The organism is Paenibacillus sp. FSL M7-0802, assembly GCF_038004945.1.
Taxonomy (GTDB): Bacteria; Bacillota; Bacilli; order Paenibacillales; family Paenibacillaceae; genus Paenibacillus; species Paenibacillus polymyxa_B.
In genome coordinates, this window is sequence record NZ_JBBOSD010000001.1 from 5605436 (window position 1) to 5627677 (window position 22242).

Below are 22242 nucleotides of genomic sequence, written 5' to 3' on the forward strand. Positions count from 1 at the left end.
TAATTTCTGGGGACCATCCAGTAAGGGAAGGAGTGTGGGCTATGATCAGAGCTGTTGCAGAAAGACTGGTTACTTCTTTGTTGGTCATTCTGGGTTCCTGTATTTTGGTATTCAGCATTTTGTATCTGCTCCCGGGGGACCCGGTAGATTCGATTCTTGACCCTTCAACGGCCACGCCAGAGATGATCGCCAATTTGCGTCATAAGCTGGGAGTGGATCAGCCTTTTCATGTTCAGTTTTTGAACTATTTCGGAAATTTGCTACAAGGTGATTTTGGAAAATCACTGCTCAATGCTGATCCGGTGCTGCCTAAAATATGGGTCAATCTCCCGCCTACACTGGCGCTGACGCTTGCCGGTTCTGCTATTTCGGTCATTATCGGTGTCCTGCTCGGAGTGCTGTCGGCCATTCATCGGGATAAGCCGATTGATATCATCGCACGAATCGTTGGATTGTTCGGCATTTCTATGCCCACATTCTGGTCAGGCATTCTGCTGTTGCTTATTTTCTCCATTCACTTGGGATGGCTGCCTGCTATGGGCTCGGGCGGTTGGAAAACTCTTGTGCTTCCGTCTCTCACTTTGGGCATTGTCGGTGCAGGGTTCATTGTCAGAATGGTGCGTAACAGTATGCTGGAAGTCATTAATGAGCAGTTCATCGTAACGCTCCGTTCCAAGGGTTTGTCTGAGAAGGTTATTATGTATCGCCATGCGCTACGCAATGCGTTGATTCCAGCGATAACGATGATCGGGATGCTAATGGGAGAAATGCTGGCCGGAGCAGTTGTGAGTGAGACGGTATTTTCACGGCAAGGCATTGGGCGTTTAATTGCGGACGCAATTATGGCTAAAGACTTACCAGTTGTGCAGGGAGTTGTATTGTTCTCTGCCATCATGTATGTGATCGTAAATCTACTGGTGGATATATCGTATACGTTCATTGATCCAAGGGTTAGACGCTCGGCGTAAGCCGGAAGGATTCAGGGAGGAGGAAGTCGGTTGAGAGAAACAATGGCTGCCAAAACAATTTGGAAGGAAAGAAAGCTGCGGGTAGCTCGGCAAACTGGAAGGTGGCGGCTCGGTGGAGTGTCGGATGGGTTCGTATATGCGGCGGGACTGATTATTGTGTTCGTAATCGTCTGTGCGGCGTTTCCACAATGGATTGCTTCTTATGCACCCACAGAAATGTTAAGCGACCATATTTTACAAGGCCCAAGTGCTTCTCACTGGTTCGGAACGGACTATTTTGGGCGGGATGTATTCAGTCTGGTTGTTCACGGAAGTCGGGATTCTCTGTTTATTGGCTTCATGTCGGTACTCGTCGGCGGTCTGGTGGGTGGAATTATTGGTGCGCTCTCAGGTTACATTGGCGGTACAGTGGATTCGATACTGATGCGATTTATTGATATTTTGATGACTATTCCCGGAATTCTGCTGGCTTTGGCGATTGCGGCGGCTCTTGGCCCAAGCTTGTTCAATATTGTGCTGGCGGTAGCCATATCTGCTGTCCCCGGTTATGCAAGAGTTATGCGAGGCCAAATTATGAGTATAAAAGGACGTTCTTACGTCATTGCTTCGCTTTCCATCGGAGTTACACCTTTCGGCATCTTTTGGCGTCATGTGCTTCCTAATTCCTTGTCCCCTTTGCTCGTGATGGCGACGCTTGGCATCGGTAGCGCTATTTTGGCCGGATCGGGATTAAGCTTTCTGGGACTTGGCACGGTAAAGGAAATTCCAGATTGGGGAACAGTATTGTCTCAAGGACGAGGATATTTGACAGTAGCTTGGTGGATATGTACCTTTCCTGGCCTAGCCATTACGTTGTTTGTGTTGTCAGTCAATATTTTGGGCGACAAGCTGAGAGACCAGTTGGACCCGAAAAAGAACGCAAACTAGCATCAGGAAGCCTATTCTTAAGTGCTATAGAAGGAGGGAGTTCGTTTGTCATCATTGCTGGAGATTGAACATTTGTCGGTCGATTTTCACACTAAAAAAGGTTTGCTGCAAGCACTCGACAACGTATCACTGACGATCAGGGCGGGAGAAACGGTCTGCCTCGTCGGTGAATCTGGCAGCGGAAAAACGATTACCTCCAAGGCGATTATGCGGCTAATCGATTATGAGAACGGACGAATTGCCCAAGGACAAATACGGTTGCAGGGCATAGATTTGACCGTTTTGTCACAGCAGGAATTACGCTCACTTCGTGGTAAAAAGATGGCGATGGTATTTCAGGAGCCGATGGCGGCGTTTGATCCGGTGTACACTATCGGGTATCAGCTGATAGAAATCATCATGGAGCATGACCGGAAGACACGAAAGCAAGCATGGGCTCATGCGGTTCATTTGCTGAACAGGGTAGGGATTCCTGAACCGGAAATTCGTATGAAGCAGTACCCCGGAGAGCTGTCCGGTGGGATGCTGCAACGGGCGATGATTGCAATGGCACTTTCATGTGGCCCTGAGCTGCTAATAGCGGATGAACCAACAACGGCGCTGGATGTAACGATTCAGTCACAAATTTTGCAATTGCTTCAGGAATTAAAGACAGAATTCAACATGTCGATTCTGTTGATTACGCATGATTTGGGTATTGCCGCAGAGGTTGCGGATCGAATTGTTGTGATGTATGCCGGTCGAGTTGTGGAGCAAGCAGTAACGGAAGAACTATTCGAGCTGCCATTGCACCCTTACACTAGAGGGTTACTTCGTTCGGTGGCAACACTGGATACAGATCGCAGCAGCAAGCTGTTTTCGATCCCGGGGGCAATTCCGAGCCTGAGTGCATTGCCTTCCGGCTGCTTGTTTCACCCGCGTTGCCCGCATGCGACAGATCAATGCAAAAACGAAGCGCCACCGCTGGCAACCAAGGATGAACGCGAGGTAGCTTGCTGGCATTCGGAGCAATTGGCTGCCTCCGACGAGTGGCATATTACAGAGCTATCGATGAAAGGGCAGATCACGGCAAATGCTGTTGCAAAGGCAACCGAAGTAAAGGAAGAATTGACGAACGTATCTGCTGTTGATGGGGCTAAGGTGAGCAGTCATGGCGTACAGGTAAAGAACTCGCCTAAATCCAATGAGACTATCACGGAAACCGTCCAGAACAAGCAGGACTTGTTTAGAGTGGATGGAATTCGCAAGTATTATCCGGTGAAAAAAAGCTTTCCCGGTCGGACGGGTGCTTCGATCCGGGCGGTGGATGATGTATCGTTCTCAATCCGGCAGGGCGAAACCTTTGGATTGGTCGGAGAATCCGGCAGCGGTAAGTCTACTTTAGGCCGGCTGCTGATGCAGCTGGAACGTCCGACCTCAGGGCAGGTATGGTTCCAGGATCGGGAGCTGACACGTTTAGGAAATTCTGAGTTGCGATCCGTTCGCCGTGATATGCAGATGATTTTTCAAGACCCCTACGGATCACTTGATCCACGGTGGAATGTGGGAGATATCATAGGGGAGCCGCTTGCGGTTCATGAAGGGTTGTATGGCAAGGCAAAGCAGGAACGGGTGGAAGAACTCCTGAGCGCTGTTGGATTATCACCTTCGCTGGTTACGCGGTTTCCACATGAATTTTCGGGAGGACAGCGGCAGCGAATCGGGATAGCCCGTGCCATTGCTCTGCAACCGCAGTTTATTTTGGCGGATGAGGCAGTGTCGGCTTTGGATGTTTCCGTTCAGGCGCAAATTGTCAATCTGCTTCAGGACTTACAGCGTAAGCTGGATACAACCTATTTGTTTATTGCACACGGATTGCACATTGTCCGCCATATTTCAGATCGGATAGGGGTTATGTACTTGGGGAAACTTGTAGAAATTGCGCCAAGTGACGAGTTGTTCAGGCATCCTGCCCATCCGTATACCCGGGGGCTTGTTGCCTCGATACCTAACCCAAATCCGAAAAACCGTCGGGAGCTAATTACGGTACAAGGTGAGATTCCTTCGCCTGCGAAGCCGCCATCCGGCTGTCGTTTTCATACCCGCTGTCCACTAGCGACCTCGCGTTGTCGTGAGGAAGCACCTGAGCTGACAGCGATTAGCACAGGACATTATGCCGCTTGTCATTACCCGGCCTAGGTTCAACCCCTTCCTTTGATCTGCTATCGGTATGATAAGAGAGCTACATTCTACAGGCCGTTCATGGTAAGATAAGGATAGAAGTATATAAATTCAATAGGAAAAGAGGGCATTATGCTAGATAAATGGGTTCAGGAATTAAAAGATGATGAACAAGAGCTGATTGCGTGGAGAAGACATTTACATCAGCATCCCGAGCTGTCTTTTGAAGAAACGAATACGTCTGCATTTATCGCCGATCAATTGCGCTCTTTTGGTATTGAGGTAAGAACGAATGTGGGTGGAAACGGTGTGCTCGGGTTTTTAGAAGGCGGTCAGCCAGGTAGAACGATTGCATTTCGTGCTGATTTTGATGCACTTCCCATTCAGGATGAAAAGGATGTGCCTTATAAATCGACCGTTCCGGGTGTTATGCATGCCTGCGGACATGATGGTCACACGGCTGCGTTACTTGGAGTGGCACGCGTGTTGAGTCATAACCGTGAGGCGCTGAAGGGAAAGCTTGTGTTTATTTTTCAACATGCGGAAGAAAAACCGCCTGGCGGAGCCAAGTTTATGATTGAGGATGGCTGTCTGGATGGGGTAGAGGCGGTATATGGTATTCACCTCGCATCTGAAATTCCTTTTGGTAAAATTGGATTAAAGAGTGGGCCTGCGATGGCAGCTGTCGACGCGTTTACGATCCAGATCAACGGTAAAGGCGGGCATGGCGCACGACCGCATCAGACGGTGGACTCTATTGTTATCGGCAGTCAAATTGTGAACGGGTTGCAGCAGGTGGTTAGTCGCAGGGTGGACCCTATTGAATCAGCAGTGTTAACGATTGGGGTATTTCAAGCTGGAACTGCCTTTAATGTGATTGCAGATAAGGCCAAAATCGAAGGCACCGTACGTACGTTTAATAAGGAAGTGCGTAAGGAAGTGGAGAATGAAATTCGCAGTATCGTCAAGGGGTTGACTGAGGCTTATCATGCCGGATACGAAATTGACTATCTGAATGGCTATCCTTCTTTGGTGAATGCCGAAGCCGAAACGGAACGTGTACGCGAGCTCATCGGCAGACTGTATGGAGCAGACGCTTTTTTGGATTTGAAGCCGGTCATGGGAGCAGAGGATTTTGCTTATTATTTGGAGCATCGACCGGGAGCCTTCATTCATGTGGGTGCACGCAATGAGGATGAACGAACGCATTTTGCTCATCACCATCCTCACTTTGATTTTGATGAGCGGGCATTGCTCGTCTCAGGGCATATTTTTTTAGCACTGGCGCTTGAATACTTGCAATAATAGGCATATGTTTATGACTGACGACATATTAACGAAGCTGGAACCGCGCATAGCGCGGTTTTTTGTTGTAAATCAAAGTATTTTGACACCCATAAAGAATGAAAATTAAGTAATTAATTCACTATATGAAAAATTCATAATAGAATTAAATAAAAGGTATTAACTCTGAAGGAAGTTCAAACCTCCTATTATAAGCTGCGGAGCAGGAGATAAAATTGTATTATCTTGATTTTTCGCACAAGGAAATGGGAAAAAGATGACGAATCTATTGAGCAAGACACCGATGTAAGCGCTAACAAAACCAGTGTTGCACCGTATTTATTGGGAATGAATGGGGGTGAGTCTGAGAGGACATTTGTCAGAATTGTGAGAAGCAACGATAACGATAGGAACGAATTCAGAATCGGCTGATTACTTTTATCTCAAAATGACTCGCATATTCAATTGATAATGAAGAAGGAGGTTGAATTCATTGACTAAGGCAAAAAACAGGTTGAGAATTGCTTGTTTGGCGCTTGTGGTAGCGGGTGCTTCCTGGACAGGAATGATAGCGCCGACTCATGCTGCTCCAAGTGACGATTACAGTTGGAAAAGTGTGGTTACGGGTGGAGGAGGTGGTTTTGTACCTGGCATTATTTTTAATGAAACGGAAAAAGACCTGATCTATGCCCGTACAGATATTGGAGGAGCTTACCGCTGGAATGCTGCCAATGAGAGTTGGATTCCGCTGACGGATTCTGTGGGCTGGGAGGATTGGAACAAAAATGGTGTCGATGCACTAGCGACTGATTCTGTTGATCCGAATCGTGTATATATAGCTACAGGTACGTATACTAATTCATGGGATAAACAAAACGGGCAAATTATGCGTTCCATCGACAGGGGCAATACGTGGCAGACAACCAAGCTTCCTTTTAAGGTGGGGGGCAATATGCCGGGGCGTTCAATGGGTGAACGTCTGACGATTGATCCAAATAAAAATAATATTTTGTTCTTTGGAGCTCGAAGTGGTAATGGACTATGGAAAAGCTCTGATTTTGGAGCAACTTGGAGCAAGGTAAGCAGTTTCCCGAATCCAGGGACGTATGTACAGGACCCTTCCAATGAATATACCAGCGACATTGTCGGTTTAGCGTGGATCACCTTTGACAAAAAAACAGGCTCTTCCAGTAAAGCAACGCAGACGATCTATGTAGGTGTTGCAGATAAAAAGCAAAGTGTCTATCGCAGTACAGATGGCGGGACAACCTGGTCTGCTATAACGGGACAGCCTACGGGCTATTTGCCACATCACGGTGTGTTATCACCGGACGGCAATCTATATATTTCTTATAGCGATGGCGCAGGTCCATATGATGGATCAAAGGGTGAACTGTGGAAATTGAATACAGCAAGCGGGCAGTGGACTAACATTAGCCCCATAGGTAGCAGTAGTGCGGACAATCATTTTGGATATGGTGGACTGACGGTGGATGCCCAGAAGCCAGGTACACTCATGGTTGCTACGTTGAATGCCTGGTGGCCGGATGAAACGATTTATCGCAGCACTGATAGTGGGGCAACTTGGAGTCCTATTTGGGAATTTGATGGTTATCCGTCTCGTAAGCTGAAATACAATCTGGATATAAGCGGTGCGCCTTGGCTGACTTTCAATGCCAACCCTGCACCACCGGAAGTATCGCCCAAGCTGGGGTGGATGATTGGAGATCTGGAGATAGATCCATTTAATTCAGACCATATGTTGTACGGCACCGGAGCTACGATTTATGGCTCTAAAAATCTGACCAATTGGGATAAAGGCGGAAAGCTGGATATTTCAGTAGCCGCTAAAGGGGTAGAGGAAACGGCAATTTTGGATCTGGTGAGCCCTCCAACCGGCGCGCCTTTGGTGAGCGCAGTAGGTGATGTCTCTGGATTCAGACATGACGATTTATTCAAGGCTCCAGCTAAAATGCTGGATAATCCGACCTTTACAAGCAGCGAAAGCATTGATTATGCCGAGCTGAATCCTTCTTTTATGGCCCGAGTAGGTAAAGCGGATTATAAAAAAGATCCAAATGCCAAATCCATCGGTTTTTCCAATGATGGCGGAGCCAACTGGTATAAAGCAAATAGCGAGCCTTCCGGTACAGCAGGAGGAGGCAGCATCGCCGTAGCAGCAGATGGTAATGGCTTGCTGTGGAGTACATCAGACAAAGGTGTGTTCTACTCCAAAACTGGCGGCAACTCATGGACAGCAAGCACAGGGATTCCAGCGAATGCAAAGGTCGTCTCTGACCGAGTGAACCCTAATAAATATTACGCATTTGCCTCCGGGAAAATATATGTGAGCACCAATGGAGGCGTATCCTTTACGCCATCAGCGGTAACTGGCTTGCCGACAGCAGGCAATGCTGATATTGATGCTGTACGAGGAGCAGAAGGAGATGTATGGTTCGCCGGAGGCTCCGAGGATGGAGGGCCGTATGGCTTATGGCATTCCAATGATTCCGGCGCTACGTTCACCAAGCTCTCTAATGTGCAGGAAGCGGATTTTGTAGGCTTTGGTAAGGCAGCGCCGAACCGTACGAATGCAGCGGTATTTATCGTTGGTAAAATTGATGGTACACGTGGATTTTACCGTTCGGACGATGCTGGCGCAAACTGGGCGCGCATTAATGATGACAAGCATCAATATGCTCGAGTGACCAAAATTATTGGGGACCCTCGGGTTTATGGACGTGCTTATCTGGGAACGAATGGCCGTGGCATTCTGGTGGCAGATCGTGTGGGTGGTGATCAGCCATCTACCGGGCAAGCAAGTATTACACCAACGACTGCAACCTATGGAGTGAATAACAGCAATACGGATCTTACTGTCAAGCTAACACTTAACGGCAATACGTTAGAAGCTATCAAGCAGGGGAGTGTGGTGTTGAACAAAGGTGAAGATTATACGCTTAGTGAAGAAACAGTCGTTCTTACCAACAAGTATTTATCTAAACTTCCTAAAGGAGAGACAGCACTAAACTTCCATTTTAGTACAGGTAATGATGTGTTGTTTACGATTACGGTGAAAGGGGATACGCCAAGTGAGCCGGGAACAGGCGAGGGCGTTCTGAAGGTGCAAACCTTCAATGGGAATGTATCCGCCACAAGCAATACAATCAGTTCCAAATTTAAAATAACCAATACGGGAACCTCATCAATTTCCCTAGCAGACGTGACATTGCGTTATTATTACACCATTAACGGGGAGAAAGCACAAAATTTCTTCACGGATTGGTCGAGCGTCGGTACAGGGAATGTGATTGCTAGCTTCAAAACATTATCCAATGCGAAGCCAGGGGCAGATTCTTATGCAGAAATCGGGTTTAAATCGGCTGCGGGTTCTTTAGAGCCCGGTCAAAGTGTGGAGTTGCAAACCCGGATATCCAAAGAGGACTGGAGCAGTTACACACAAACCGATGATTATTCATTTAATCCCACAGCAAACAGTTTACAAGATTCTGCTAAAATAACCGCTTATCTGTCTGGAAGCAAGCAATGGGGAATTGAGCCCTAAACCTTAATAAGAATAATCCTAAGTCAGCCACTCTAATGAGTGAGCTGGCTTTATTTTTGACGACCTTATTGTCCCGCATTCTTTTTTTTGGAAAAAGCAACGACAAGTTGAAAACAGCTACTAATAGAGATTCAAATTAAATAATATAATTATTTCACTATATGAAAAATTCATAATAGAAAAAAAACTCTTTCTCGCATACGATCTCCACAAAACAAACACACCACTTTAAGTAGAAAAAAGAAACACTAACACGAACATTTGTTCCCTTTATCTTGAAAAAGAAACGCTCCTGTCCTTAGACAAAAAGCGTCTTTAATCCATTTTTTATATTTATCATACACCTCAAACAAGATGCCGGGATACTGAAATTAACAGTGTCATCGTAATGACATTCACAATCGTAGAAAGTAATACTGTTTGTGCGGCAAAATCGGGTTCATTTTTATATTCTTCCGCTAAAATACTTGTATTAACGCCGGTAGGCATACCCGATGCAATGAGCAAGGCTTGAGCCGGAATCCCCTTAAGACCCAGCAGCAAGACGAGCATAAAACCGACCATTGGACCAGCAATCAGACGTAGTACCATACTAATGTACACGGCTGTCCGGCGCAAACGAAAGGGATATTGCACAATTTGTGCTCCCAAAGTAAGCAGAGCCACAGCAACCATCGACTGACTAATATAATTCAAAGGTTCAGCCAGTAAATTAGGCAACGGACTATGCAGCAGATTAAGGAGCAAACCTAGCGCAAGCGCATAGGGAACAGGCATTTTAAAAAAGTTAATTAATATTTTTCGAGTATTGGCCTTGCCGTTTTGCACAACAAAAGTGCCGTATGTAAAAGTGACAAAGCTTTGAAAGGTCATAATCAGAGCTTGAACGGAAATGGCCAACGGGTCACCTTTAAACACCAACTGATTGATTGGCAGACCATAATTTCCTGAATTATCTAGCATTACACTATTTGTAAAAGCTCCACGCATTCCGGGGCTGTATTTCAGAGATCTGGCGACGATAGTGCTGATTACGTACAGAATAGCTATGTACAAGGCATAAAAAAGTGAAACCTCACCCATGAGCATTAAAGAAATTTCCGAGTTATAAAGACCTGTAAACACAACTGCGGGGGTGATATAGTAAAAATTGATTTTAGCTAAGGTATACAAATCCAGTCGAAAATAATATTGCATGATACAACCAAAACCGATAAGTACAAAAATAGGTAAAACAACGTCCAAAAGAATGGTGCCGAACATGTCTGTTTCATCTTCTTTCTATTATGCGAATGTAAAGGCTGATTCTTAAAAATGCATGTGTAATTCTCATTATACTGTGTAAATAGGTTAGGCGTATAATAAAATTTTATAGTGATTTTGACAATATGGACTGCAGCTATAGTAGTGTCTCACACATTAGATAAGAAAAGATAAAAAATCAGCTTAGAGAAGCCGTTAATACATCTAGGGACATTTGAGCCCGGTCTTTACTATAAGGAGGAATCGCATCATGAGAAACACTTGGACAGCTTTACTAGCGTGTATACTGGTCTTGGGTTTGGCAGCGGGAACCGCTGAAGCCAAGCAGGGACGCGGAAATGATCAGGAGAACAAACAGGAAGCAAAGACGTCTGTTAAAGACGGGAATGAAAAGAGCGGGGAAGAGCCAATCAATCCCCATGACTCAGACAATGATCAGTCCAAAAAACAAAAAGACAAAGCATCCGGGAAAAAGGATGAAAACAGTAAAAAAGACAAACACGCAGAAATCAGAAAAACCGAACCTGTTGCAGTAACAGATGATACATACGAGGAGTCCAAAGACCATAATGGTCACAAGGGACGCAACGGTTATAAGGGTCTGCTTCACGCGGTAGAAAATACGAAGGATAAGCCGGCAGGAGCGGTTATTGCGAATCTGCTGCTTACGAAATACCCAAACCGTTTGACTCCGGAGCAGGTTGCTGAACTTGAATTGATCCGGAATTCTGGTAAAGCACTGACTGAGGCAGCTGAGCTACTGGCTGAAAACGGAAATGTGACTGATGCCGTTTACATGCAGGAGGAGGCGGTACTGGCTAATGTGTCCGATCTGGACAGCTACAAAAAGCTGGGTGAATTCTCGAAGAAGGCCGGACGGCCGTCGGGTATGAAGCTGTTCGTGAATGGTGAAAAATACGATGCCAAACCGATTAACCGCAATGGGACCACACTTGTTCCGTTTAGAACAGCTTCCGAAGCTTTGGATGCAAAGGTTTCCTGGGATCCGAAAGAAAAGGCTGTTACTGTCACCCGTAACGGCGTGTCCGTCAAATTATTTGTTAACAGTCCAAAAGCATATATTAACGGTCAGCCGTATTCTATCGAGCAGCCAGCATCCATAGTGGATGGGACGACAATGGTACCTGTAAGGGTAATCGGAGAGGCCTTGGGGACAAATGTTAAATGGGAGCCTGAGAGCCAGTCCGTTGTTGTATACGAGCAGACAACAACAACACCTGCATCAACATCATAACGTGCTGTAAACAAAAAGGGCCCTGACTAACTGTCAGGCCTTTTTGTTTTACCTTGCAATTAATGATTTCGTATTCTTTTTAATGGTGAGAAGATAGATAGCCTTCATAATACTACCAAGCTATTCGCATTATGTGCTGGTCATGTGTACAATTAAATAGAGAACGCTTAGAAAAGGGAGTGTCATAGATGGATTTAGGATTAACGGGAAAAACAGCCTTTGTTGCAGGTTCCAGTAAAGGACTCGGCAAGGCAAGCGCACGAGAGCTGGCACGCGAGGGTGCGAATGTCGTCATTTCAGGACGGAACGAAGCAGAGCTTCAGCGGACGCAGGCGGAATTACTGGAAACAGCGAGTGGCCGCGTTGAATATGTAGTTTGCGATGTAACAAAACCAGAACATATCTCCCAGGCCATCCGCCGTACAGCTGATTTGTTTGGCACCGTGGATATTTTGGTTAACAATGCGGGTGGGCCTCCTGCCGGTACCTTTGATGATTTTACAGATGAAGTGTGGATGCAGGCCTTTGAACAAAATTTACTTAGTCATATCCGGTTGATCCGTGAAGTGTTACCATATATGAAAAAACAACAAAGCGGTAGGATTTTAAATATTGCTTCTTCCTCAGTTAAGCAGCCAATTCCGGGGTTAATCATTTCAAATACGCTGCGTACTGGAGTTGCTGGATTGGCAAAAACATTGTCTCTGGAATTAGCTCCTCATAATATTCTGGTACATACTGTAGCACCGGGGAGAATTGCAACTGATCGCGTGCGTAGCTTGGACGAGCATCGAGCTGAGAAAACCCAGCAAACGACGGATCAGGGCAAACAAGCAGAAGAGGGCATTCCATTGGGACGGTATGGACAGCCTGAAGAGTTCGGTAAAGTCGTTGCTTTTCTGGCGTCTTCAGCTTCATCCTATTTGACAGGGAGTACCATCCTTGTGGATGGCGGAATGATTAAATCGTTATAAAATAAAGATGCGTGCCAGCCTCAGGTTTAATTGAGTGCTGGCACGCTTTTTTAAAATTTATTTAGGAAGTAGAAAATCTTCATTCACGGACTGTTCAGCCCTCACGGCCTGGAAGCTCACAACCCTCATCGGTACATAAACCACCTGCATCTTGTTTGGACGAGCTGCCGCTTATCATGGTGAAAGGTGAGCGTTCATCCCATGCTTTTTGAAGCGCATCATGAAATACTTCCTCCGGCTGGGCACCAGAAATAGCAAATTTTCGATCAAATACAAAGAATGGCACACCCTGAACACCCAATTCAGCGCCTTCGGCTTCATCAGCTCTAACTTCGTCGGTAAAACGGTCACTGGCTAATATAGCAGCCGCTTCCTTTTGATCCAAACCAACTTCAGTAGCCAGCGCTACCAGCACTTCATGATCCCCTGTATGCTTGCCTTCGATGAAAACAGCTTGGAATAAACGCTCGCTCAGCTCCAGCATTTTGCCTTGTGTTTGAGCCCAAAGTGTTAAGCGGTGAGCATCAAGAGAGTTCGTCGGCACCATGGCATGAATATTATAATCAAGACCCGCAGAGCGTGCGTTTTCGTTCATTCGATCATTCATAGCCTGAGCCTCTTGCAGACTGACCCCATATTTAGCTGATAGTTCTTCATTGATCGTTTTACCACTATCTCTCACAGCATTCGGGTTCAATTCGAAACTCTTGAATGTCAATTGCACCTCATTGCGATGTGGGAATTGCTGTAATACTTGCTCCAAACGGCGTTTGCCGATATAACAGAATGGACACATATAATCAGACCAAACTTCGATATTCATAAGGAAAAAGCCTCCATGTATACGTATTTTATTGAGTAACTGGGAGTGGTGCTCCCCCCTTTAGAATGTGTATTAAGGTGGAACTTCATTAGTTACAATAAGAATTATAAAGCTAAAGCATTCAACGTGCAAATAATTAATGCTTGTCAAAAAATTAATGCTGTGATATTTTATATGTGTAACCGGTTACACATTGGAGTTGAACCTACACTATGACAACAATTAAAGAAGTCGCCAGCTTTGCAGGTGTTTCCGTAGCGACCGTATCCAGAGTTATTAATGAAACTGGATATGTACATGAGGATACACGGCGAAAGGTAGAGGCTGCTGTGAAGCAGTTAAATTACAAGCCTAATGAAGTTGCACGTTCTTTGTATAAAAAGAAATCCAGATTAATCGGCCTGCTGCTGCCGGATATTACGAATCCTTACTTTCCCTTGTTAGCTCGTGGGGTGGAGGATCGAATGCAGGAAAATGATTTTCGGATTATTTTCGGTAATAGTGATGAAGATCGCCAAAAAGAATTGGATTACATGGATACTTTTGTTCAAAATAATGTCGTTGGTGTTATTTCTTCTACCAATGATCCCGATGCCGATTGTTATGCCAAACTGAAGATCCCGGTCGTTTTTCTCGATCGAACTTCCAGTGACAGTCTCTCCGTATATGCAGATGGAGTCCATGGCGGTTGCTTGGCTGCTCAAGAAATGGTTGCCCGCGGCAGCAAACAAATTACAGTCATGCAGGGCCCTGCACATATTCGTCCAGCACAAGACCGTTTTCGCGGGGCGGTTGAAGAGCTTCAGCAATCCGGAATTGCTTACCATGTGGTCGAGACAACTTCCTTTTCGTTCAAGGAGGCCGAGTCGTGGGCCAAAGAGCTGTTTAGCAAGTACCCGGATACGGACGGAGTTATCGCAAGTAACGATATCGTGGCTACAGCGGTGATGCATGAGGCACATAGATTAGGAAAGAAAATCCCGGATGATGTTCAAATTATCGGGTTTGATGATATACCATTAAGTAGTTTGTTATTCCCGCCTTTGTCAACGATCCGACAACCTGCTTATGAAATGGGCTGGGAAGCAGCAGGGCTACTCATTCAGTTGATTGAGCAGTCGCAAGTAACGAAGTCAAGCGTACCTAATCTTCATTCGAAAGTACTTACCTATTCAAGCATACAATTGCCCGTAAAATTTATAGAACGGGAAACGACGAGAAAGGTGGATCATGATGGCTAAAATTTCGATTATCGGAAGCAGTTCTATGGATCTCGTAGTTACTTCGTCCAAACGTCCCGGTGCTGGTGAAACGGTATTGGGTGAAAGCTTTACAACCGTACCTGGAGGTAAAGGAGCCAATCAGGCAGTAGCCGCAGCACGACTCGGAGCGGACGTTACGATGATTGGACGTGTAGGGGATGACCATTTTGGAGAACAGATTTTACGTAATTTTGAAGAAAATCATGTTTATACTGGCTATGTGAAACCGGTTACACATATGGAAAGCGGTACAGCGCATATTGTACTCGCTGAAGGTGATAACAGTATTGTCGTGGTAAAAGCAGCAAATAATGAAGTGACACCTGCCTATGTGGAAGAAGCGCTTGACGTCATCCGAAGTTCGGATATTGTGTTAATTCAACAGGAAATACCGTCGGAAACGGTTGTTTATGTAAGTGAAATTTGTGCGAAGTACCAGGTACCCTTGTTGCTGAATCCAGCTCCGGCTCGCGAGGTGGATGACAGCGTAATTGCGAATGCGACCTACATTACGCCTAATGAGCATGAAGCTGCCATTATGTTTAAGGATATGAGCCTTCAAGAAGCGCTGCGCAAATATCCCAACAAGCTGTTTGTGACTGAGGGCAGCAACGGTGTACGGTTCTTCGACGGAGAACAGGAAGTCGTAGTTCCTACTTATAAAGTAGAAGCCGTTGATACAACAGGTGCAGGAGATACGTTTAACGCTGCTTTTGCAGTGGCATTGGCTGAAGGAAATTCGCTGGCAGACAGTGTGAAATTTGCTAATCGTGCTGCGTCATTGTCCGTAACCAAATTTGGAGCCCAAGGTGGAATGCCAACCCGACGTGAAGTGGAGGAGCAAATATAATATGAAGAAACATGGAATCCTAAACAGTCATATATCCAGAATACTGTCGGATCTCGGCCACACAGACTATATTGTCGTGGCTGATGCCGGCTTACCTGTTCCTGAAGGCGTTACCAAAATTGATTTGGCCCTTAAATTGGGGGTTCCATCCTTTCAGGACGTCGTTGATGTCATTGCAGCAGATATGGTGATCGAAAAAGTAATGCTGGCCGAAGAAATTAAACAAGAAAATGAACAAGCATTACAGTATATTATGCGCACCTTTGCAGGGGAGCAATTAGAACAGCCACAGCTTAATAAGCAGGCAGCCGTCATTGAGTTTTGCCCTCATGAACAATTCAAGGAGCTGACCCGGTATGCGAAGGCGGTCATTCGTACAGGAGAGGCTAAGCCGTTTGCCAATTGTATTTTGCAGGCAGGAGTTCATTTTGGATAAATCAATGTTGAATAAAAAGGAGGGTACAGCATGCAGATTCAAATGAAAGGAATTCACAAAGCCTTTGGAACCAATCAGGTACTGAGTGGTGTTGACTTTGATCTTCGTGAAGGAGAAGTACATGCCCTCATGGGTGAAAATGGTGCAGGCAAATCAACGCTGATGAATATTTTAATCGGACTGCATCGGCGAGATGAGGGAACGATCATCATTGACGGTCAGGAAACCTATTTTGCCGACCCCAAAGAAGCGGAGCAAAAAGGAATTGCTTTTATTCACCAAGAACTGAATGTGTGGCCGGAGATGACCGTGCTGGAAAATCTATTTATCGGCAAGGAAATGACATCCAAGTGGGGCTTGCTAGACAGTTCTAAAATGAAAGCGCTAGCAAATGAACAATTCAGCAAGCTTTCGGTAAATCTTCCATTGAACGGTGAAGCAGGCGATTGTTCAGTGGGTCAACAGCAGATGATTGAAATTGCCAAAGCACTCATGACGGATGCTAAAGTTATCGTGATGGATGAGCCGACAGCCGCCTTAACCGAACGAGAAATTCAGAAGCTGTTCGAGGTTATTACTTCCTTGAAAAAAGATGGTGTTTCGATTGTGTATATTTCACATCGGATGGAGGAGATATTCGCGATCTGTGATCGGATTACCATCATGCGTGACGGGAAAACGGTGGATACTCAGGCGATTCCCGATACGCATTTTGATGAAGTTGTACGGAAAATGGTGGGTAGAGAGCTGACTGAACGCTACCCGGTAAGAACGCCTGCTTTGGGAGAAGTGGTGCTGGAGGTCAAAAATGCTTCGCATAAAGGGTTATTTGAAAATGTGAATTTCACTGTACGATCTGGGGAAATTGTAGGTTTTTCAGGCTTAATGGGCTCGGGACGGACCGAGATCATGCGGGCGTTATTTGGACTGGATGCTTTGGATCGTGGTGAGATTCATGTGCGTGGAAAAAAAGTGTCTATTCGTAAGCCGGATGATGCGGTGAAACTTGGGATTGGCTTCATTACAGAAGACCGAAAAGATGAGGGCTTGGTGCTGGACTTTTCCATCCGGGAAAATATGGTGCTGCCAAATCTGTTCAGCTTTACTTCAAAAGGATTTATTTCAGGTAAAAAAGAGCTAGATTTTGTTAACACTTTAATTAAGCGCTTACAAATTAAAACCCAATCGGGCGAAACAACGGTTCGCAGTTTGTCAGGTGGTAATCAGCAAAAGGTGGTTATTGCCAAATGGGTAGGTATTGGTCCAAATGTGCTCATTCTTGACGAACCGACGAGAGGTGTGGATGTGGGAGCCAAGCGGGAAATCTACCAGTTGATGAACGAGCTGACCGAACGTGGAGTCGCGATTATCATGGTATCCTCGGAACTCCCTGAGGTACTCGGCATGAGCGATCGTATTGTCGTGGTGCACGAGGGAAAGATCAGCGGAGAGCTGAGCAGGGAAGAAGCCACACAAGAAAATATTATGACGCTAGCTACAGGAGGACAGTAATATGACAACTATGAATGAATCAAAAAGCAGCAAAGGCTTTCAAATGTCACAAATCACACAGAAGCTTGGCCCGTTGTTGGGACTCATTATTTTGGTAATTATCGTATCGGTCTTAAATCCCAGCTTTTTGGAACCGCTTAATATTTTGAATTTATTGCGCCAGGTATCCATTAATGCGTTAATTGCGTTCGGTATGACCTTCGTTATTCTCACAGGCGGAATTGATTTGTCAGTCGGCTCCATATTAGCACTATCCAGTGCGTTTGTCGCAAATATGATGCTGGCCGGGTTCGATCCTATTTTGGCGATTATCATCGGTTGTACATTGGGTGGCGTGATGGGCATGGTCAACGGCTTGATGATTACGAAAGGTAAAATGGCTCCGTTCATCGCTACACTAGCAACCATGACCATTTTCAGAGGATTAACACTCGTTTATACCAACGGTAACCCTATTACAGGACTCGGCGACAGTCTGGTATTTCAATTGTTCGGTCGTGGCTATCAGTTCGGTATTCCGGTTCCAGCGATTACGATGCTCATTACCTTTGCTGTCCTATGGATCATTTTGCATAAAACACCATTCGGACGCAAAACGTATGCCATCGGTGGTAACGAGAAGGCTTCGATTGTATCCGGTATTAAAGTACCGCGTGTGAAAATTTGGATTTACTCTCTGGCTGGAATGCTTTCCGCGTTGGCGGGTGCTATCTTGACCTCACGTTTGAACTCGGCACAACCGACAGCGGGTACTTCTTATGAACTGGATGCCATTGCGGCTGTCGTATTAGGTGGAACAAGCCTCTCGGGAGGACGCGGACGAATCGTAGGTACGTTAATTGGTGTGCTTATCATCGGTACACTAAACAATGGCTTGAACTTGCTGGGGGTTAACTCTTTTTATCAAATGGTCGTAAAAGGGATAGTCATCGCTATTGCTGTATTGATTGACCGTAAAAAATCCGCATAATACACCTAATCTGCGTAGAAGGAGACACATAAATATGAAAAAGCTTATATTAATCATGACTGCCTTGCTGCTCCTGCTCATGACAGGGTGTTCCTTGGAACCGCCCGAATGGGCCAAACCTAAAGCGGCCGCGAACCTGAAGGACATTAAAATCGGCTTGTCGATCTCAACGCTGAACAATCCATTCTTCGTCTCTCTCAAAGACGGAGTTGTGGCAGAGGCCAAAAAACAAGGAATGCAGGTCATTGTTGTGGATGCACAAAATGATTCGGCGAAACAAAGTAATGACGTGGATGATCTGATTCAACAGGGAGTAAACGCGTTACTCATTAATCCGACAGATTCGTCGGCCATCTCCACTGTGGTACAATCAGCGAATGCATTGAACATCCCGGTTATTACACTGGATCGTTCTGCTGACAAAGGAGACGTAAAAGCACTCGTCGCTTCAGACAACGTAGAGGGAGGACGAATGGCTGCCAGATATGTGATTGATCAAGTTGGAAAAGGTGCCAAAGTGATTGAGCTGGAAGGTGTTCCAGGAGCATCCGCTACCCGTGAACGTGGGAAAGGCTTCCATGAAGTAGCAGATAAGGATCTGAAAGTCATAGCAAAACAATCGGCCGATTTTGATCGGACCAAAGGTTTGAACGTGATGGAAAATCTGCTGCAAGGAAACCCGGACGTACAGGCTGTATTTGCCCACAATGATGAAATGGCGTTGGGTGCGATCGAAGCAATCCAAAGCTCAGGTAAGAACATTCCAGTCATTGGTTTTGACGGTAACGAGGATGCGCTTAAATCAATTAAGGAAGGGAAACTGACAGCCACTGTAGCTCAGCAACCCGAGCTTATTGGACAATTGGCGGTGCAGGCAGCCAAGGATGTACTTCAAGGTAAAACCGTGAAAACATCAATTCCTGCTAAGCTGGAGTTGGTGGACCAATCGAAATAAAATGGGTACTTGACCCGACATATTAAGTCTTCGGACTGATGCAAAACATACGCATCAGTCCTTTTTTTGACTAATCTACGATGATGATACATACCACATAAATGGAAGTTTTTAATTTTTGTATTGTAAGAAGAGACGGTAAAAGATAGAATAACAATTATATGATAATGAGAATCACTATCATATTATGAATTGTATATATCTAAGGAGGACGTATATTGTGCAACAAAGGTACAGATTAAAATGGGAATCCACGCTTTGTCTTGTGGTTCTTTTGATGGTTGTATTGAGTGCATGTGGAAACGCAGCTAGCAACAACCAGACAAACGATAAGACCAGCACTAATGATCCTTCCGGGCAATCCAAAACGGTTGTCATGCGCGAATATACTGATGCTACTGGCAATAAGATCAGTATCCCTGCAAATCCACAGCGAGTCGTCACAACACAATATTTGGATGCTATGCTGGCCTTGGGAGTTAAGCCTGCAGGTGCTGCTTCCCATTTGTTAGAAGGAGAATATTTAAAAGGTAAGATTGACGGAGTTGCGGATATTGGGAACCCGACAAATGTAGAAAAGGTGCTGGAGCTACAACCGGACCTGATCATCACAACAGAAGATACCACGCCAGAAGTGAAAGAGCAGCTGGATAAAATTGCTCCAACCGTAGTCGTTTTGTTTGGAGATGGGGATGTATTTAAGCAACTGCGGGATATCGCAGCCGTGCTGGGTAAGGACAAGGAAGCCGAGCAGTGGATCGCTAGTTTCGACAAAAAGGCTGAAGAAGGTCGAAAGAAGCTGGCTGGAAAATTCAAAAAAGATGAAACGGTTACCATTTATATGACCTACGGTAAGGATGTGCTAAGAGTATATGGAGCGCGAAATGTAGGACATGTCATTTACCGTTCACTGGAATTGAATCCTCCTGAGTACATACGACAGAAGCTGGAAAATGACCGGAAGTTTAACTTTGTATACGATAGCATTTCAATGGAAAAGTTACCCGAACTGTCAGGAGACCGTATTATTATGCTGGTTTATGATGAAGCGACTAAGGACGGAATGCTTAAGCAAATTGAGCAAAGTGCACTGTGGAGAAATCTCCCGGCTGTCAAGAACCACAAAGTGTATTTCATCAAAGCCGACCCGTGGTTTACCTACTCACCGCTTGCTATTGACAAATCGCTGGATGAAGCCGTTAACATGCTTTCCATCGATCCTAAATAATCGCTCGAAATTAGAAAGGAGAAGCAATGACTATGCTTAAACGTTTTTTTGAATACTACCGTCCTTACCGGACTTTGTTCATCATTGATTTCTCTTGTGCCTTGCTGGCTGCACTGCTGGAGTTGGCTTTTCCGCTTGCAGTCAACCGGGTGGTCGATGATTTGCTGCCTAGCGGAAACTGGAAATGGATTTTATATGCCTGTCTAGCTCTACTCGGTATTTATGTCATAAGTGCTGCGCTGAATTACGTGGTTACCTATTGGGGGCACAAGCTGGGCATCAACATCGAATCGGACATGCGTAAAAAGCTGTTTGATCGAGTACAAAAGCAATCTTTTCGCTTTTTTGACAATAACAAAACAGGGCATCTCGTTTCACGTATGACCAACGATCTGATGGATATTGGGGAAATTGCTCACCACGGCCCCGAAGATTTGTTTATCGCATTGATGACACTGGGGGGGGCCTTTGGTATCATGCTCGGTATTAACTGGAAGCTGGCTGTACTGACTTTCATTATTGTACCCCTCATGATTTACTTGTCTCTTTATTTCAGCCGAAAAATGTCTGCTGCTTTCCATCGTATGTTTTCTGATATTGCGGATTACAACGCTCGTATTGAAAATAACGTCAGCGGGATTCGCGTTGTTCAAGCGTTCTCCAACGAAGCACATGAAATGGAACGTTTTGCTGAAAATAATGGACGTTTCCGTAAAACGAAGCTGATCGCGTACCGGATTATGGCCTGGAATTCCTCAATTAGTTTTATACTAATGAAGCTGGTTTCATTGTTTGTGCTTGTGTGTGGAACATGGTTTGTTATCAAAGGACAGATGACCTACGGGGAATTTATCGCATTTGTGATGCTGTCTAATGTATTCCTGGGGCCGATTAAACAAATTAATTCTGTCATCGAAACGTATCCGAAAGGGATTGCCGGCTTCCGACGGTATCTGGATTTGCTGGAAAGTGAATCGGATGTAGAAGATCTGCCTGGGGCCAAGGCGGTTGGCCATCTTAACGGAGATATTCAATTTGCAGGTGTAACGTTTGGTTACGAGAACAAAGATAAGGTATTACGCAAAGTGGACCTATCTATCCATGCGGGTGAAACCGTAGCACTTGTGGGTCCTTCAGGAGCAGGTAAAACGACACTTTGCAGTTTGTTGCCTCGCTTCTACGATGTCGAGGAAGGCAGCATTACCATTGATGGGATGGATATCCGTGAAATGAAGCTGGAATCGCTGCGATCCATGATTGGTATCGTACAGCAGGATGTATTCCTCTTTGATGGAACGATTCGTGAAAATATCGCTTATGGTAAGCTGGATGCTTCGGAAGAAGAAATCTGGGATGCTGCTCGTCGAGCTCAGATTGAAGACCTTGTTCGCTCATATCCGGATGGTCTGGATACAATGATCGGTGAGCGAGGTGTGAAGCTCTCCGGTGGTCAAAAGCAACGTTTGTCTATTGCCCGGATGTTCCTTAAAAATCCGCCAATTCTCATTTTAGATGAAGCGACATCAGCATTGGATACAGAGACAGAAGCCGCGATTCAGCAGGCGCTGACAGAGCTATCCCAAGGCCGTACGACACTCGTTATTGCGCATCGTTTGGCAACGATCAAAAATGCTGACCGCATTATCGTAGTTGCAGATCAAGGGATTGCAGAGCAAGGCAGACATGAAGAGTTATTAGCAGTAAAAGGGGCATATAGCCGCCTGCACCAAGCTCAATATGGAACGTAAATAGGTCGATATGACGCCGTAAATAGAGAGAGGAATGAACGAGTTTGACAAAGAAAATGTGG

17 protein-coding genes are annotated in these 22242 nt (G+C 45.5%); 15 read left to right on the top strand and 2 right to left on the bottom strand.

What is annotated here, in order from left to right; translation table 11 throughout:
• Positions 1-41 precede the first annotated feature (41 nt).
• The 5 genes from MHB54_RS25685 (at position 42) to MHB54_RS25705 (ending at position 8904) form a co-directional block, all read left to right on the top strand.
• The gene (locus MHB54_RS25685) at positions 42-968 is read left to right on the top strand and encodes an ABC transporter permease (protein ID WP_076265280.1); all 927 of its coding nucleotides are present in this window, start codon (positions 42-44) and stop codon (positions 966-968) included.
• Positions 969-998: 30 nt separating this feature from the next.
• A complete protein-coding gene (locus MHB54_RS25690; RefSeq protein ID WP_076265281.1) occupies positions 999-1895 on the top strand; it encodes an ABC transporter permease in 897 nt (298 codons plus the stop codon).
• 45 nt (positions 1896-1940) lie between these two features.
• Positions 1941-4073, top strand: coding sequence for an ABC transporter ATP-binding protein (locus tag MHB54_RS25695; protein WP_076265282.1), 2133 nt, complete (start codon positions 1941-1943; stop codon positions 4071-4073).
• Between the two features lie 114 nt (positions 4074-4187).
• A complete protein-coding gene (locus MHB54_RS25700) occupies positions 4188-5360 on the top strand; it encodes a M20 metallopeptidase family protein (protein WP_068942589.1) in 1173 nt (390 codons plus the stop codon).
• A gap of 472 nt (positions 5361-5832) precedes the next feature.
• Positions 5833-8904, top strand: coding sequence for a X2-like carbohydrate binding domain-containing protein (locus MHB54_RS25705; RefSeq protein WP_264453706.1), 3072 nt, complete (start codon positions 5833-5835; stop codon positions 8902-8904).
• Between the two features lie 345 nt (positions 8905-9249).
• On the opposite strand, the gene MHB54_RS25710 is transcribed toward MHB54_RS25705, so the two are convergent.
• Positions 9250-10167, bottom strand: coding sequence for an AEC family transporter (locus MHB54_RS25710; RefSeq protein WP_264453707.1), 918 nt, complete (start codon positions 10165-10167; stop codon positions 9250-9252).
• Positions 10168-10417: 250 nt separating this feature from the next.
• On the opposite strand from MHB54_RS25710, the gene MHB54_RS25715 reads away from it, so the two are divergent.
• Both MHB54_RS25715 and MHB54_RS25720 read left to right on the top strand, forming a co-directional pair.
• The gene (locus MHB54_RS25715) at positions 10418-11422 is read left to right on the top strand and encodes a copper amine oxidase N-terminal domain-containing protein (RefSeq protein ID WP_069080612.1); all 1005 of its coding nucleotides are present in this window, start codon (positions 10418-10420) and stop codon (positions 11420-11422) included.
• Between the two features lie 188 nt (positions 11423-11610).
• Entirely contained in the window at positions 11611-12396 is a 786-nt protein-coding gene (locus MHB54_RS25720; protein ID WP_340982054.1) for an SDR family oxidoreductase, read from the top strand.
• 94 nt (positions 12397-12490) lie between these two features.
• Here MHB54_RS25720 and MHB54_RS25725 read toward each other — a convergent pair whose 3' ends face one another.
• On the bottom strand, positions 12491-13219 hold the full coding sequence (locus MHB54_RS25725) for a DsbA family oxidoreductase (RefSeq protein WP_023988931.1): 729 nt from the start codon (positions 13217-13219) through the stop codon (positions 12491-12493).
• A gap of 212 nt (positions 13220-13431) precedes the next feature.
• Here MHB54_RS25725 and MHB54_RS25730 point away from each other — a divergent pair, with 212 nt between their 5' ends.
• From MHB54_RS25730 to MHB54_RS25765, 8 genes are all read left to right on the top strand, one after another.
• A complete protein-coding gene (locus tag MHB54_RS25730; protein ID WP_264453708.1) occupies positions 13432-14460 on the top strand; it encodes a LacI family DNA-binding transcriptional regulator in 1029 nt (342 codons plus the stop codon).
• Entirely contained in the window at positions 14453-15331 is an 879-nt protein-coding gene (gene rbsK, locus MHB54_RS25735) for a ribokinase (RefSeq protein WP_023988929.1), read from the top strand. Before MHB54_RS25730 ends, rbsK begins: the two co-directional genes overlap by 8 nt.
• Before the next feature lies 1 nt (position 15332).
• Complete coding sequence (rbsD, locus tag MHB54_RS25740) at positions 15333-15767, top strand: D-ribose pyranase (RefSeq protein WP_023988928.1); 435 nt, start codon at positions 15333-15335, stop codon at positions 15765-15767.
• 30 nt (positions 15768-15797) lie between these two features.
• Positions 15798-17279, top strand: a complete 1482-nt coding sequence (locus MHB54_RS25745; protein ID WP_023988927.1) for a sugar ABC transporter ATP-binding protein — start codon at positions 15798-15800, stop codon at positions 17277-17279.
• A 1-nt stretch (position 17280) separates the two neighbouring features.
• Complete coding sequence (locus MHB54_RS25750; protein ID WP_053325574.1) at positions 17281-18249, top strand: ABC transporter permease subunit; 969 nt, start codon at positions 17281-17283, stop codon at positions 18247-18249.
• A 34-nt stretch (positions 18250-18283) separates the two neighbouring features.
• A complete protein-coding gene (gene rbsB / locus MHB54_RS25755) occupies positions 18284-19204 on the top strand; it encodes a ribose ABC transporter substrate-binding protein RbsB (RefSeq protein WP_023988925.1) in 921 nt (306 codons plus the stop codon).
• A 220-nt stretch (positions 19205-19424) separates the two neighbouring features.
• The gene (locus MHB54_RS25760) at positions 19425-20432 is read left to right on the top strand and encodes an ABC transporter substrate-binding protein (protein WP_028541680.1); all 1008 of its coding nucleotides are present in this window, start codon (positions 19425-19427) and stop codon (positions 20430-20432) included.
• 32 nt (positions 20433-20464) lie between these two features.
• Positions 20465-22180, top strand: a complete 1716-nt coding sequence (locus MHB54_RS25765) for an ABC transporter ATP-binding protein (protein ID WP_028541679.1) — start codon at positions 20465-20467, stop codon at positions 22178-22180.
• Positions 22181-22242: the final 62 nt, after the last annotated feature.

Excerpts from the sequence above, each read along its gene's own strand:
- MHB54_RS25700 (WP_068942589.1), top strand. The coding sequence starts at position 4,188 with ATGCTAGATAAATGGGTTCAGGAATTAAAAGATGATGAACAAGAGCTG.
- MHB54_RS25725 (WP_023988931.1), bottom strand. The coding sequence starts at position 13,219 with ATGAATATCGAAGTTTGGTCTGATTATATGTGTCCATTCTGTTATATC.
- MHB54_RS25765 (WP_028541679.1), top strand. The coding sequence starts at position 20,465 with ATGCTTAAACGTTTTTTTGAATACTACCGTCCTTACCGGACTTTGTTC.
- rbsB (WP_023988925.1), top strand. The coding sequence starts at position 18,284 with ATGAAAAAGCTTATATTAATCATGACTGCCTTGCTGCTCCTGCTCATG.
- MHB54_RS25745 (WP_023988927.1), top strand. The coding sequence starts at position 15,798 with ATGCAGATTCAAATGAAAGGAATTCACAAAGCCTTTGGAACCAATCAG.
- MHB54_RS25720 (WP_340982054.1), top strand. The coding sequence starts at position 11,611 with ATGGATTTAGGATTAACGGGAAAAACAGCCTTTGTTGCAGGTTCCAGT.
- MHB54_RS25710 (WP_264453707.1), bottom strand. The coding sequence starts at position 10,167 with ATGTTCGGCACCATTCTTTTGGACGTTGTTTTACCTATTTTTGTACTT.
- MHB54_RS25750 (WP_053325574.1), top strand. The coding sequence starts at position 17,281 with ATGACAACTATGAATGAATCAAAAAGCAGCAAAGGCTTTCAAATGTCA.
- MHB54_RS25685 (WP_076265280.1), top strand. The coding sequence starts at position 42 with ATGATCAGAGCTGTTGCAGAAAGACTGGTTACTTCTTTGTTGGTCATT.
- rbsK (WP_023988929.1), top strand. The coding sequence starts at position 14,453 with ATGGCTAAAATTTCGATTATCGGAAGCAGTTCTATGGATCTCGTAGTT.
- MHB54_RS25715 (WP_069080612.1), top strand. The coding sequence starts at position 10,418 with ATGAGAAACACTTGGACAGCTTTACTAGCGTGTATACTGGTCTTGGGT.
- MHB54_RS25730 (WP_264453708.1), top strand. The coding sequence starts at position 13,432 with ATGACAACAATTAAAGAAGTCGCCAGCTTTGCAGGTGTTTCCGTAGCG.
- rbsD (WP_023988928.1), top strand. The coding sequence starts at position 15,333 with ATGAAGAAACATGGAATCCTAAACAGTCATATATCCAGAATACTGTCG.